The 13220-nt window shown below is 65.4% G+C and carries 12 protein-coding genes; all 12 read right to left on the bottom strand.

Annotated elements, in window-relative coordinates; translation table 11 throughout:
- Positions 1-30: 30 nt before the first annotated feature.
- Positions 31-2274 carry a methyl-accepting chemotaxis protein gene (locus NZ993_05860; protein MCS7155317.1) on the bottom strand — a complete coding sequence of 748 codons (2244 nt, stop codon included), beginning with the start codon at positions 2272-2274 and terminating at the stop codon, positions 31-33.
- Positions 2275-2440: 166 nt separating this feature from the next.
- A complete protein-coding gene (locus NZ993_05855; GenBank protein ID MCS7155316.1) occupies positions 2441-3250 on the bottom strand; it encodes a hypothetical protein in 810 nt (269 codons plus the stop codon).
- A gap of 3 nt (positions 3251-3253) precedes the next feature.
- On the bottom strand, positions 3254-4453 hold the full coding sequence (locus NZ993_05850; GenBank protein MCS7155315.1) for a hypothetical protein: 1200 nt from the start codon (positions 4451-4453) through the stop codon (positions 3254-3256).
- On the bottom strand, positions 4434-5087 hold the full coding sequence (locus tag NZ993_05845) for a hypothetical protein (protein MCS7155314.1): 654 nt from the start codon (positions 5085-5087) through the stop codon (positions 4434-4436). The genes NZ993_05850 and NZ993_05845 overlap by 20 nt, the downstream gene beginning before the upstream one ends.
- Complete coding sequence (locus tag NZ993_05840) at positions 5087-5632, bottom strand: sigma-70 family RNA polymerase sigma factor (GenBank protein ID MCS7155313.1); 546 nt, start codon at positions 5630-5632, stop codon at positions 5087-5089. The genes NZ993_05845 and NZ993_05840 overlap by 1 nt, the downstream gene beginning before the upstream one ends.
- A gap of 15 nt (positions 5633-5647) precedes the next feature.
- On the bottom strand, positions 5648-6316 hold the full coding sequence (locus NZ993_05835) for a DUF4382 domain-containing protein (protein MCS7155312.1): 669 nt from the start codon (positions 6314-6316) through the stop codon (positions 5648-5650).
- Positions 6317-6445: 129 nt separating this feature from the next.
- Positions 6446-7141 (bottom strand): SIMPL domain-containing protein, encoded by a 696-nt coding sequence (locus tag NZ993_05830; protein MCS7155311.1) that lies wholly within the window; start codon positions 7139-7141, stop codon positions 6446-6448.
- Between the two features lie 65 nt (positions 7142-7206).
- Positions 7207-8709: an asparagine--tRNA ligase gene (locus NZ993_05825; protein ID MCS7155310.1), complete on the bottom strand. Its 1503-nt coding sequence runs from the start codon at positions 8707-8709 to the stop codon at positions 7207-7209.
- A gap of 25 nt (positions 8710-8734) precedes the next feature.
- Complete coding sequence (locus tag NZ993_05820; GenBank protein MCS7155309.1) at positions 8735-9445, bottom strand: tetratricopeptide repeat protein; 711 nt, start codon at positions 9443-9445, stop codon at positions 8735-8737.
- Positions 9446-9510: 65 nt separating this feature from the next.
- Positions 9511-10212: a YggS family pyridoxal phosphate-dependent enzyme gene (locus NZ993_05815; GenBank protein MCS7155308.1), complete on the bottom strand. Its 702-nt coding sequence runs from the start codon at positions 10210-10212 to the stop codon at positions 9511-9513.
- 3 nt (positions 10213-10215) lie between these two features.
- On the bottom strand, positions 10216-12192 hold the full coding sequence (locus NZ993_05810; protein MCS7155307.1) for a M1 family aminopeptidase: 1977 nt from the start codon (positions 12190-12192) through the stop codon (positions 10216-10218).
- A 65-nt stretch (positions 12193-12257) separates the two neighbouring features.
- Positions 12258-13220 (bottom strand): ATP-binding protein (locus NZ993_05805; protein MCS7155306.1); only part of this gene is annotated, 963 nt, incomplete at its 5' end.

Raw genomic sequence — 13220 nt, 5'->3', positions numbered from 1 at the left:
GAGCCCGAACCTGCGATGCGCCTGCACGCCTCAGCGCCGCCCCGTTCCGTTTTCCCCAATCGAGGCCTCCTCGGCGACCTGCAGCTGAGATACAGCCCGCCGCAGGTCCTCAGCCATGCGGCTTAAGTGGTGCACGCCCTGAGCCGTCTGCAGCACGCCGGCGGCCGTCTGTTGCGCCACCTGCGCGATGGCCTCTACGTTGCGCGCTATCTGCGTCGTGGTGGCCGAATGCTGCTCGGCTCCGGCGGCGATGGACTCAATGCGCGATCGCACGTGCGCCGCGATGGATTCGATCCGCTCCAGCACCCGACCAGCTGTGTCGACGAGCTTGCGACCCTGCTCGGCCTGCTCGGCGCCGCTCTGCATGGCCTCGACCGCCGCATGGGTTTCGCGCTGCACCTGCTCGATCATGGCCTCGATCTCGCGCGTGGCCTGCTGGGTGCGCTCCGCAAGTTTGCGGACCTCGTCGGCCACCACGGCGAAACCGCGCCCCTGCTCGCCGGCCCGAGCCGCCTCAATGGCGGCGTTGAGGGCCAAAAGGTTCGTCTGATCCGCGATCTCGTCGATGACGCGCACGATTTTGCCGATCTCGCGGCCCGACTGACCTAGCGCCTTTACGATCGATGCGGCCCGGTCGATGACCTCCACAAGCTCGTGGATTTCGCGTACCACCTCGTCGACCACTTGCCGCCCATGGCCGGCGGCCTCGGCCGCCTCCTGCCCGGCCTGGGCCGCCTCTCGGGCCAGACGAGCGCTGTCGACTACGGTGCGGCTTAGCTCCTCTACGGCCGCCGCCACCTCGGCCGCTTGAGTGGACTGCTCCTGGGCACCGGCGCTCATCTGCTCCGTGGAGGCCGAGATCTCCACAGCCGTTGAGGCCACAGAGTCGGCCGCCTCCCGAACTTGCTCCACAAGCCCGACCAGGCCCTGACGCATCCGCTCTATGGTCTGGCCGAGCCGATAAAGATCGCTTTTCGGGTCAAGCACGACGGGCTGCGTCAGATCTCCGGCTGCGATGGCGTTCAAGACGGCCTCCAGGGGCTGAATCTGAGCCTCTAGATAGGCCCGCTGCTGCGCGATCTCCAAACGCAAATCGGCCACCGTGGCGAAGGCGCCGATAATGCGCCCTGAAGCGTCTCGAACGCTCGCCCCCATCACGCGGGCCGGGAAGGATTCCCCTTGACGGGTGCGCAGCGTAAACTGCTGACCCGGATTGGGCGCTCCGGTGCGCAGGATCTCGCCCAACCCCAAGTCGTGCCCAAAGAGCCACTCCACCGGCCTGCCCAGCGCCTCCGCCTGAGAGGAGCCGGCAAGCTCCCAAGCGAGGTGGTTGACGAACTGCACCCGAGCCTGCGCATCGACGAGCACAAAGGGAAGCGGCACATTCTCCTGCACGCTGCGCGCCTTGGCGATCTCATCTTGCACAGCCCGGGCCATCTCCAGGAAAGCTCGGCCTAGCTGCGCAAATTCGTTTCGCCCTTCGGTCTCTAGCTCCTCTTGAATCTCCTGCTGCCGTCTGAGGTTTTCGATGGCTCTGTGCAGCCGAGCGACAGGACGTATTATGGAGTAGGCGACGTGCAACAGCAACCATAGGCCCAGCCCGATCACAGCTAGTCCTCCCCAGAGGAACATCCGCTGTGTGCCCCTGAGCTCCTTTGAGAGCCCAGTTAGCCGTTCCTCAGCTAAACGCGCCTCCTCCTCTACGAGCGCTTGCGTAAGTCGGCGTATCTCGGCTAGCCCTCCTCGGGCCTGCAGGGCGAGCGCAGATAGGCTATCCTGAGCTTCCAGTTGCGCGCGCGCCTTCTGCCGATACGCATAATAACGCCAGTCTTGGCCCTGGGCGGCTAGCGCGGCGCGCTCTTTCTCCAAAGCGGCTATGCGTTCGCGCAGGGCAATTTGGGGTCCCGCTATGTCGCGCTCGTAGCGCCCAACGTGCTCAAGGATCCGCCGCACCCGCTCCTGCTGTGTGGGGTTGTCGCCGATGAGCTCCAGCAGCTTTTGCCCTGTACGCTCTAGGCTGGCGCGGCTTTCCGCTATGGGCTTGCGATCATCGGGATGGCCGGTAATGAGGTAGCGGCGCACATTCGCCTGAAAGCCCAATACCTCCGCCCAGAACTGATCTGCCAGACGCTGGACCCTTTGGCTGTGCTCCACCCAGGTGAGGGTGTTTCCCACGCGCTGATATTGGGCGTAGACCCAGGCCAGAAAGCCCAAAAAGAATAGCGGCACAAGCCCTGCAAGGGCGATGCGGGCTTTTATAGAAAGGTTTCGCATAGCATGCTTAGCGCTTATGAGCATGGCTATAGCCCTGTGTAATGTTTTGGCTCCCCTTTGAGCGAGCAAACGGCATTCCCAAGAGGGGTTTGGGGGAAGACGCAAGCGGTAGATGGGAAAACCGAAAAAGGTCGAGAAAATAGGAAACCTCAGAGGGGAAATTTTTTCACCCTCTAGGGCGGCCTGGACGCCCCAGGCCCTCCAGCGGGCGGCGGTCCAAGGTTCCGCGCCGCATGCGCTCGAGCAGCTCGGGAACGGGCATGCCGCCTCGGATATGGCGGGTGGCCATTTGCGCGATCGCCTCCGAAGGCAGGCGCATCTGCTGCTGGGCCATACGCAGCGCCCCGGGCAGTTGGCCGAGCTCGGGGGTACGCCCGCCGGCCTCAAGCAGAGCGGCGATGAGCTCAGCGGCCTGGACTGGGGGCGTGGGCATCTCGGGCAACAGGCGTACCGCAGCCGCCAGATCGCGCCAATCGGGCCTTCGCCGCAGCCGCACCCAACGGTCCATCGCCTGCGCGATCGCCTCTAGCCCCGTTCCCTGCATTTGGCTCAGCGTGATCTCCCGCATGAGTTGGCGGCGCGCCTCTCGCTCGGCCAGGCTCGGCATCCGCTCCAGCCACTGGGCCTCGCGCTGCCGAAACATCTCCTGGGTGCGGGCCACGGTGCGCTCTAGCGAACCGATCACGCGCAGCACCTGCTCTTGGGGCACCTGTTTGGCTAGCCCCTCGAGGGCCTTTTGCAGAAGCAGCTCCCCCGGAGCCCCTTGCCGCTCCAAGGCGAGGCTGGTCTCGATGAGCTCCTCCAACGGCGCCGCCGACCAGCCCTGAGCCGTAGCGCGCGTCCAAAGCGAGACAACGAGCTCCGGATCGAGCCCGGCGGCCCGGGCGGGCTCCCGCCAGCGTTCTGGGCCCGTCTGCGCCCCAGAGCGCGGGATCCCCAATAGCAGGCTCAGCACGATACTCAGCCAAACCCTCATGGCCTATACTCCCACCACCCACAGGCGGGCGTTTTCCCCTCCGAAGCCATCGGGAATGCGCTCAATGTCCTCCGGGAGGGGGAGCCAACGGTAGCGCGGATCTCCCTCGCAGCGCACCTTAAAAGCATACGCGCCCGGGGAAAGGGGCAGGCAGATGCGCCACCAACCCGAGCGATCCGGCTCAAGAGGATGGGCGTTGGGCTGCCAGCCGTTGAAATCCCCGACCAGGTACAGCCGGCCAGGCCCCTTGTAGTAGACCTCCACGCAGACCCCTTGGGCTGTTCTGCTGTAGCGAATCGCGCCCGTGGGCGTAGGGCTCCACAGAAGGCCCGAGGCCCGAAGGCCCACCCCCAGCAGAGCGTCGGTGCGCTGCGCCCGGTGACCTTGATAGCGGGAAGCCCCCAGCTGCAACGAAAGCTGCCAGCCGGAGCTCAAGGGGCGAGCCAGCTCCACTTGCGCGCCGCTCCAACGCTCCACCTCCCGGGTGGGCGCTAACAGCAGGCGTCGGCCCCAGCGGCGAACCTGAGGCACCGAAACAGGCCAACGCTGATGCTCCAAGGCGAGCCGGATCGCGGCCAGCTTTGGGCTTGCGGCCAAGGTGAGCTCCACAAGGGTTGCGGGCTCGGTTTGCTGCGCGCCCCAGCCGTGCCAGCCCGCCGACAGGCCCAAACGCGGATGGGGCTGAACGAGCAACCGGATCCCGTAGCGCAACGCCGTCTGGGGCGCGGCCACCGTAGGCAGGTATCCCCAGCCAGCGCTGCCCTCTAGCCCCCAATTCCAGGCCGGCGTCCAAAGAAGCCCGACCTCCAAGGCGCTAAAATGCCGAAAGGCGGGCGCGTTCGTCCAGTTTTGGCTGGCCGAGGCCCAGGCTCCCAGCTGCGCGCTTACGCTATAGCGCAACTCCGCAAAGGCCCGCAGGGCCCACTCCCGGTAAGACGGACGCCAAAGCCCCACAAGCTCCGATCCGGCCCGCAACTGCCCCCGCCGAAACGGCCGCAGGCCGGCTAACCCCAGCCGGGATGCCCCGGCCGCGGCACGCTGTGGATCCCACTGGGGCACCCCATAGGCGAGCAGAAAGCGGTTGCTGGCGTAGCCGGCCCAGAACTCGGCGCTCGCCTCCAGACGATACTGCGCCTGCGCCATCCGCGCAAGGCCCAACACGCCACAGGCCAGGATCCAGGCCCTAAAGCACCAAGAGGGCATTGCGCCTGCCAAATCCGTCCTCGACAAAAGCCGGGGCCGCCGGATCGGGCATCCAGCGTTCGCCGTCGACCACGATCATGTACTCGTAGCGCCCCGGAGGCAGCAGGATCTCCCCTGTCCAGATCCCGTCCCCATCGGGGTCCTCTAAGAGCCAAGCTTCCGTTGACCAGTTGTTGAACGTGCCGGCCACGGCCACGCGCTCAGCCGGCCCCACAGGCACAGCCAGCCGGACCCGGTGCAGCACTTCAGGCCGGGCTTCGGGGCGCTCCGCAGACCTCCATGGCCAGAAGGCGCCAACGAACAACGCAAGCCCTATAGCCAAGATGCCGGCCGCAGCCCAGGCCGGGCGCCACAAAACGGGCCTGGGAAGCCACGCCTCCTCCCACCATCGGCGCAGACGCGCCCCGATCCCCTCGGGAGAGGCTTTGGGGGACTTAAGGGGGAGCCGAGCCATGACGCGTTCGGTGAAGTCGGCCGGCGCCTGAGGGCGCTCGCGCAGGATGCGGTGCGCCCATAGGGCGCTTCGGAACCGAGCCCGCAGCCGAGCGTCGCGAGCTAGCTCCGCAAACAGCGTCGCCTCCTCGGCTTCGGAGAGCATCCCCTCCAGGAGGGCGCAAATGCGATCTTCTCGCATCAGGTCCACCTGCGCAGCATGCGTTGCAATTTCTGACGCGCCCGAAAAACGCGCACCTTGAGCACCTCAGGGGCGACCGCAAGGCGGGCGGCCATCTCTTCGTAGCTGAGCTCTTCGCTGTAGCGCATGAGAAAGGGAATCGCATAGGCCTCAGGCAGCCGGGCCAAAGCCCGCTGCAGGGCCCGGCGAAACTCGGCCCGTTCCAGTTCCCGATCCGGATCTGCACGCTCAGAGGCGACCTCTAGGGCCACCTCCAAAGACTCGGTCGCGCGCAGGCGGCGCCGGCGAAGGTAATCCCGGCCCAGGTTGAGGGCGATCCGGTAAAGCCACGTGGCGAAACTGGACTGAAAGCGAAAGCGCCCGATCCCCTCATAGGCTCGCACAAAGGCCTCTTGGGCCAGATCTTGGGCTGTTTCGAGGTCGGGCGCGAACTGCAGGGCCACGTGAAAGACCATGTCCTTATAGCGGTCGACCAGGAGGCGATAGGCCTCCCGGTCGCCGTCCTGCACCCGCCGAATGATCCCGTATTCCTCTGCCCCCGTCATAGCACGCTAGCCCCTCTAGCGACCCCGGCCGCCTGTCCCGAATCCAGTGGCCTTGGCGCGTACCGGACGGATGACAGGGGAAAACAGGAACTCACGAATCGAACCCGTAGCGGGGTCGCGCACAGCCACAAAGGAGCGCGAGATATCGAATTCGATCGTGATCTGGATCGTCTGGCCCTGCTGAACAACCAGCGGAGGATGGAACAGCACGAGCAACCGACCATTTGTACCGGGCACCCGCAGGCTGAACTTGCGGCCGTCTTTGAGCGTGATCTCCCCTTGATCGACCGTGAGCTCCAGGGCGCGAATCGTATCCGGCCGAATCTGGGCCTGCCCTAGCAGTACACCCAGCTCGTTTTTGATGTCCAGCAGGTTTATGGGCTTGCTAGAGCTCAGCACGGTCGTGCCCCGCTGCTGGCGGCCGTAGACCTTGACCTCCCGCACAACGATCGCGGCCGCAGCGATAGAATCATACGGGAAGCGCCCGAACCGGGGACCGCGGCGGCCGTCGTCGTGCGCTACTGTTGGCCCCGTGTCCTGCACGGAAAGCGAGGGCAACTGACCGGTCTGCTGCTCGGTGGTCAAGTACACCTCCAAGGCAGAGCCCGACTGCTCCTGCGAGAGCCAATCGCATCCCCCCATCCACAGGGCCAGGGCACCTAGGAGCAAGGCAACGCGTCTCATATGCGGCCTCCCTTCTTCGCTTGTGCAAGCCACCTTATTAGACGCGGCACGCGCGAGGCCGGTAACCAGCAGGCCCCGAATCCGCGACAAGATCCGGGGCCCGTTGCGCGACGCGACTCTGGGTTTGGGTCAGAGGAGCTCAAAACTCACCTGCACCTGGGCGCGAATCAACAGTTCACCCGGCGCAAACGAGTCCCCGGAGCCCTGCGCTAGGGCCGTGGCCCGGGCAAGCCCCAGGGGAACGGGCTCCGGCAGCTGCAGTCCGGTCTCCACGACCTGCCAGACCCCGCGGATCGAGACGCCCAGGGTGCGCGCCACCAACTCAGCGCGCCGGCGGGCGTCCTCTACGGCCCTGCGCAGGGCCTCATCGCGCACGGCGCGGTTTTCGTCCAAAAACACGTACTGCACCTGCTCCAGGCGGTTGGCTCCGGAGCCCAAGATCGCGCGCAGCAGCGATCCTAGCTCCTCGGGCCGGCGCCAAAGCAGGACAATCAGCCGTCGGGCCTCGTAGCCCCGAAGCTCGGCGCGCCCGGATCGGGGGTTGTACTCCTCTACGGGGCTGACCGTGGCGCTGCGCACCTGGAGGTCGCGCTCCTCAGCCCCCATGCGGCGTACGGCCTGCAAGGTCGCGGCCGCCGCCTGTTCGTTTTGCTGATAAGCCTCCGTCGGCGTGGCGGCCCGATGCACCACGGCCCACTGCACCCATACGGCATCCGGCGCCACGCGCACTTCGGCCTGGCCGCTAACCGTGATGAGCCGCACCGACGGCTGCGCCCAGGCCGCAGCGCCCAGCAAAAGCCCTAAAAGGCCCACCAAAACCCGCATATTCGCCTCACCGGGTTTATACCTAGTAGGACGAGATAAAGGCAAGCCGTATGCCAAGAGGAGGGCTATGGGAAGAGCCGGCCCATCATGCGCGGAAACGGGATAGTCTCCCGCACATGCCGCAGGCCGCAGATCCAGGCCAGTGTGCGCTCCAGTCCCAATCCGAATCCCGCATGCGGCACCGAGCCGTATCGACGCAGATCCAGATACCACGCGTAGGCCTCCAGGGGCAGGCGGTGCTCTCGGATACGCTCGATGAGATGATCCAAAACGTCCTCGCGCTGGCCGCCGCCAATGATTTCGCCATAGCCCTCTGGGGCGAGCATGTCCATGCCCAAGGCCAGACGTTTGTCTTCGGGATCTCGCTTCATGTAAAAGGCCTTCACGGCGGCCGGGTAGCGGTGCACCAGCACGGGCCGATCGAAGTGCCGCGACAGCAGCGTCTCATCGGAGCCGCCAAAATCCTCCCCCCAGCGGAAGTTGCGGGCCGATTCCCGCCAGAGCGGGATGTTCTTGAGCTCCTCTTCGATCTCCGAGAGCCGATGCGCGATCTCAGCCAACCGGTGCTCGCTCTCCCCGCGCCGCAAGGGCGCCGAGCCCTCCTGTTCGGCCCTCAGGGTTTCGGCCTCGGCCTCGAGGGCGGCCCGCTCGGAAAGCAGCGCCTCTTGATCGGCCTCTAGCAGGCGTTGCGTCTCGGGGCTGCGCAATAGCTCCACGGCCTCCGTGTACGTGATGCGGGGGAAAGGCCTGCGGACGCGCTCCAGAACCTCCGGATTGCGGCCCAGAAGCGAAAGCTCAAAGCGCCGGTTCCGGAGCACGTCCTGTACGATTCGCTCCACGAGCGCCTCGGCCAGATCCATGGCCATGTCCAGGTCGAAGAAGGCCATCTCAGGCTCGACCATCCAGAATTCGGCCAAGTGCCGGCGCGTTTTGGACTTCTCGGCCCGAAACGTGGGCCCGAACGTGTAGACCCGGCCGAAGGCCATGGCCATGGCCTCGGCGTAGAGCTGACCGGACTGCGACAAGTAGGCGGGCTGACCGAAAAAGTCCGTCTCGAAAAGCGTCGTGGTGCCTTCTACGGCGTTGCCCGTAAAGATGGGGGCGTCGAGCTTGAGAAAACCCTGCTCTTCGAAAAACGCGTGGATGCTGCTTGTTACCTGATGCCGGATGCGCATAATGGCCCACTGCCGACGCGAGCGCAACCATAGATGCCGCCGGTCCAGCAGGAAATCCACCCCGTGCGGCTTAGGGGTGATCGGGTAGCCTTCGGCTAGGTGCAGAATGCGCAGCTCGCGCACGCCCAGCTCGTAGCCGCCGATCTGGCGCTCGTCGCGGCGCACCAAGCCTCGGACCCACAGGGCGCTCTCCTGCGTTACGCGCTCAGCTTGAGCCCAAAGCTCCGGATCCACCTCCGGTTCATGGACGACACACTGGCAGAAACCGGATCCGTCGCGCACGATGAGGAACTGAACCCGTTTGCTGGAGCGCTTGTGCGCCAGCCAGCCCTTGAGCACGACCTCGCGCCCCTCGAAGTCCTTGAGCTGCTCGATGCGGGTCTCGACGGCCATCGCGTTCTGGTCTAGAGGGGGGCTTTTAGGAGCCGGAGGCCAAGGCGGCCGTAAGGCGCGCTACGTGCTGCTCGGCTTCGGAGGCTTGCGGGGTTTTGGGAAACTCCTTTTGCACCCGCTCATAGGCGCGGAGCGCCGCCCGCAAATCGCCGGCTTGCTCCAGACAGCGCGCAGCCCCAAAAAGATAGTCGGGTGTAAGGAGCTCGCTTTTGTACTGCGAGGCGGCCTTCAGATACAAGGAGGCGGCGCGCCGATACTGCCCCGCGTTCTCGTAAGCAGCCGCTTCGCCAGCGCGCGCAGCAGCCGCTAGCAGGGTGCCGTTATTTGGATAGCGGGCAAAGTACTGCCGGGCCTTCTCGTACTGGCCTAGCTCATAGTACGCCGAGGCCGCATAATATGCCGCTAGCTTGCCCGTCTGGGTCCAACGATAGCGATCGGCGATCTGGGCTAGGCCCGGAATACGCTGCGTTGTATCCCCCTCTAGGGCCTTCTGGTATTGGCCCGACTCAAACCAGAGCACCACGCGCCCCAGCGCCTCGTTGGCTTGCTGGTCCTGATGGTTCAGGTAGGCGATCGCGCCTGCGACTGCAAGCGCAAGCCCGAGCACGGCTCCGGCTAGGCTCAGAACGAGCCTGCGCCGGGCGTGATAGAAGGCGCTCCAGCAGGCATAGAGCTCTACGAGCCGATCCCGGCGGACCTCCTCCTTGGAGACTTTCTTTGCGCGCTTGGGGGCCATACCGAAAGTCCGTCGCTTCCGAAAGGGACGCGCAAAACTACAACGCGCCCTCGAGGATGCGCAACTTAAGAGCGCGGACCAAAGAGCAGCGTGCCCAGCCGGATCATGGTGGCGCCCTCGCGGACGGCCACCTCGAAGTCGTGGCTCATGCCCATGGAGAGCTCCCGCAGCGATACGTTCGGACCGAAGGCGTTTGCGTAACGCTCCCGAAGCTCCCGAAGCAGGGCGAACTGCGGGGCCACGGCCTCGGGCGGCTCCAGATAGGCGGCCACGGTCATGAGCCCTTCGACGCGCAGATGCGCCAGTTCGGAGACGACCTCCAACAGCCGGGGCAGCATCTCGGGCCTGACCCCGTACTTGCTCGGCTCCCCGGATACGTTCACCTCCACCAGGCAAGGCACGATCAGGTTTGCGGCGGCGGCTCGCTTTTCGATCTCCTGAGCCAGGGCCTCGGAGTCGAGGCTGTGCACCAAGACCACGCGGCCCAGGAGGTACTTGACCTTGTTGCGCTGCAGATGCCCCACCAGGTGCCAGCGGACCGGCGCGCGCACGACGGCCTGCTTGGCCAGGAGCTCCTGGACGCGGTTTTCACCGATCTCCTCTAGCCCGGCCGCGTAGGCGGCCTCGATCAGCTCGGGCCCATGCCCCTTGGTGACGCCGATGATGCGCACCTCCTCCGCGGAACGCCCCGCTAGCAGGCAGGCGCGCTCAATGCGCTCCCGAACCTTCAAGAGGCGCTCTTGAATCGCACAGGCAAGCTCGATCATGGCCTAACGCTTTATCCACAGCCGGCTTGCTCGGCGGGAGCCGGCCTGCAGGACCCAGACGTAAGCCCCGGCGGGCAGGTCCAAGAGGCTCACCGCTAACGTGTGCGGCCCCTCGGGGCGCCAGCCCAGGTTCCAGGTGCGTACGAGCCGACCCGTGGGGTCGTAAAGCAAAAGCCGCACTTCGGCCGGCTCGGCAAGCCGGTACAAGAGGGCAAGCCGCTCCGAGGCCGGATGCGGATAGAGGGCCTCGAGCGCAAACCGAAACGGGCTTTCGGAGCCGGCCTCAAGCGCAACCTGCGCTTCCTTGAGCACCCCCTCGCCGTCGTCCCAGATCAGCTCCACCGGGGCGCCGCGGACGAGGACCTGATACGCTTGCTCGGCGCGCTCGTTCCAGACGACAAACGCCGTGTCCCCAAGCGCGGTCCGGATGCGCACGCGCACGGGCATCCGGAAAACGCGCGGCTCGGTCTGCTGCGCGTTCTCCTGGCGCACCATCCAGCGCACAAGGTAGCGCAGCCCGCCAGCGGGCTCGGCCCTCCAGCTGATCGCGTAACGCGGATAGCCCGCGCCGTAGATCCACTGGGAGAAGAAAAACCCCAGGTCCTGTCCCGTTACGGCCTCGCAGACGCGGCGGAAGTCCTCCGTGCGCGCCACCCGGTAGGCCAGCTCGGGATCGGCCGTGTAAGCGCGCAGGATGCGGAAAAAAAGACTATCGCCCACCATGCGGCGCAGCATATGCAGCACCACGGCCCCCTTGGCGTAGGAGCGATTGGGGTCGAAGATCTCCTGGATCGCGTACGGGTTGCGCACATAGACGCTTCCCACGGCGCGGCGGGCCCGATCCATGCGGCTAGCCATGAAAGCCCGATAGGCCTCCGGTCCGTAGGCGGCCTCCTGCCAAAGGGCCTCCGCATAGGTGGCAAAGCCCTCATGCAGCCAGATGTCCGACCAGGAGGCGCAGGTGATCTGATCGCCGAACCACTGATGGGCCAGCTCGTGCGCGATGAGGCCCTCCGAAAAGTTCCCCATCGAGGAGAGGGTCTGATGCTCCATGCCGCCGGACCAGGTGAACTGGGCGTGCCCGTATTTTTCCCGGCGAAACGGATACGGGCCGAAGCGGGCCTCAAAGAGGCGCAGCATATCGAGCGTACGCCGCAGGTTCTCTCGGTAAGCGGCCAGCCGGCCTCGGTACAGGTAATGCACCACGGGCATGGAGTCCCGGGGCCCGAACCGGTACCAGTCGAGCTGCTCTTCGTAGTCGGCTATGGCCAGCGAGATCAGGTAATGCGCGATCGGGTAGCGGGTGCGCCAGTGAAAGGTCCAGGTGCCGTCCTCGTGCGTCTCGACGGAGACGAGCAGGCCGTTTGAGGCCACCTTGAAGGGCCGCTCGCAGCGCACGATCACGTCGGCCGAGTCCGGTTTCTGCGTAAGCGCGTTCGCGCAGGGAAACCAGTCTGAGGCCCCGAAGGGCTGACTGAGGGTCCAGAGCACGGGCTGTCCGTCCACCTGCGTGGCCACGTAGCTGCCCAAGCCGCTTGCCGTGGGCCGGCCCCGGTAGTAAACGGTAAAGCGCAGAAGCGAGCCCGTCGGGGCCGGCTCCCCGAGCCAAAGCTCAAGATGCCGATCTCGGCGGCGCACCGAAACGGGCCCCCAGGCGCTACGGGCCGAATCCACCGCTAGCGCGCCGGCCAGCTCCAGCGTCAGGCGCCGCATCGGACCCCGCAGGATGCGCACCTGAACGGTCGCGGCGCCCTCTAGATAGCCCTGCTCCCGCATCCGAATGCGCAGCCGAAGGCCGTAGTAGACGACGCGAAAGGAATCCGGCTCCTCTGCCGCACGTCCCCACATCGCAAGGCCTAGCTGGCGGGCCGCCGCGCAACCGGCTTCCGACGCATGAGGGGCAGGCTGCGCAAGCAAAGCCAAGGCCCAAAAGAGCCCCACCGTCGCGCCTAAAAGGGTTCTTACAAACAGCCGGTTCATGCTCCAAGCGGACAGGGATGAGCCCCCAAGAGCCCAAGGCTTTTCGTGTGAACACCGCAGGCGCTCTAAAGCGGCTCTTCTTTTAGGATCTGCGCTCCGATCTGCCGGAGCGTCTCCCGCACCTTGTGCTCAAGGGTCATCTGCTTAATCCCGTTTTGGCTTTGAGCCTCCATGTGGATCTGCAGGGTGATCTCGGCACCGTCTAGGCGCAGGGGCCTTATCACGCCGCTAACGAAGTCGGAGAGTCTGTCCCAAGGGACGACGACTTCCAGCCTGTACTCGCGAATTACTGGTGTGCTGGGGCCAGGCCTAGGGGAGCCATCTTCTTGAGTGCCCTGCGTTGGACGCTCCAGGGTGGTGGTTCCCCCTCCCGTTCCTGATGGCGGTTCAGGCGGGAGTTCCGGCTCACGCACGACGATCGCACCTGCTCCGAGCTGTGATAAGACGTTCTCTCCGAAGAAGGTGCGGTCACCGATCCGTACTCCAAAGACCTTCTCCCGCACGCCCTGCGCAATGGCGTGGAGCAGCACCTGCTTGCTCTCCAACATGGGCAGGTTCGAATACCGTAGAAACGCCTCGTAGAGCTCATCCACGGCTTTCTCCGGTTCGGTCCCCATCGCCTTTTCCAGAATGTACCGGGGCGAGATCTTGTTGAGCAGTAAGTCTTCGCTCCGCAAGTATTCGCGCACCCGATGAGAGAGCGACCGCTTCATCCCGACTGTGGGCAAGCCAAGGTCGAGCCATTGGACCCCTTGCTCACCGGCTTTAGCCAGGTGACGATAGGCACTCATCAGGCGATGGGCGATGCCGCCTTCTGTCTCCTTGAACTTGTTCTCCACTGCTTTTCGGTTCTCTTCTGAGAGCTGACGCCACAAGGCTTTGTCCTCGTGGATCGCGCGGTAGGCCAGAAGGCGCTTGACGTGTTGTCGAGTCGCAGCAAGTTCGCCCTCATCGGCCGCCAGCACCAGTACGGTGTTGCGATAGGTGCGGAATGTCTGCCCGCACTTTTCCAGAATCTCCCGGACAAC

The organism is Bacteroidota bacterium, assembly GCA_025059945.1.
Classification (GTDB): domain Bacteria; phylum Bacteroidota; class Rhodothermia; order JANXDC01; family JANXDC01; genus JANXDC01.
This window is presented reverse-complemented; position numbering and strand designations above follow the sequence as displayed.

What these genes read in the sequence shown, in the direction of transcription:
- NZ993_05820 (MCS7155309.1), bottom strand. Translation starts at nt 9,445, where the DNA reads ATGGCCCCCAAGCGCGCAAAGAAAGTCTCCAAGGAGGAGGTCCGCCGG.
- NZ993_05830 (MCS7155311.1), bottom strand. Translation starts at nt 7,141, where the DNA reads ATGCGGGTTTTGGTGGGCCTTTTAGGGCTTTTGCTGGGCGCTGCGGCC.
- NZ993_05840 (MCS7155313.1), bottom strand. Translation starts at nt 5,632, where the DNA reads ATGACGGGGGCAGAGGAATACGGGATCATTCGGCGGGTGCAGGACGGC.
- NZ993_05860 (MCS7155317.1), bottom strand. Translation starts at nt 2,274, where the DNA reads ATGCGAAACCTTTCTATAAAAGCCCGCATCGCCCTTGCAGGGCTTGTG.
- NZ993_05855 (MCS7155316.1), bottom strand. Translation starts at nt 3,250, where the DNA reads ATGAGGGTTTGGCTGAGTATCGTGCTGAGCCTGCTATTGGGGATCCCG.
- NZ993_05850 (MCS7155315.1), bottom strand. Translation starts at nt 4,453, where the DNA reads ATGCCCTCTTGGTGCTTTAGGGCCTGGATCCTGGCCTGTGGCGTGTTG.
- NZ993_05825 (MCS7155310.1), bottom strand. Translation starts at nt 8,709, where the DNA reads ATGGCCGTCGAGACCCGCATCGAGCAGCTCAAGGACTTCGAGGGGCGC.
- NZ993_05815 (MCS7155308.1), bottom strand. Translation starts at nt 10,212, where the DNA reads ATGATCGAGCTTGCCTGTGCGATTCAAGAGCGCCTCTTGAAGGTTCGG.
- NZ993_05845 (MCS7155314.1), bottom strand. Translation starts at nt 5,087, where the DNA reads ATGCGAGAAGATCGCATTTGCGCCCTCCTGGAGGGGATGCTCTCCGAA.
- NZ993_05810 (MCS7155307.1), bottom strand. Translation starts at nt 12,192, where the DNA reads ATGAACCGGCTGTTTGTAAGAACCCTTTTAGGCGCGACGGTGGGGCTC.
- NZ993_05835 (MCS7155312.1), bottom strand. Translation starts at nt 6,316, where the DNA reads ATGAGACGCGTTGCCTTGCTCCTAGGTGCCCTGGCCCTGTGGATGGGG.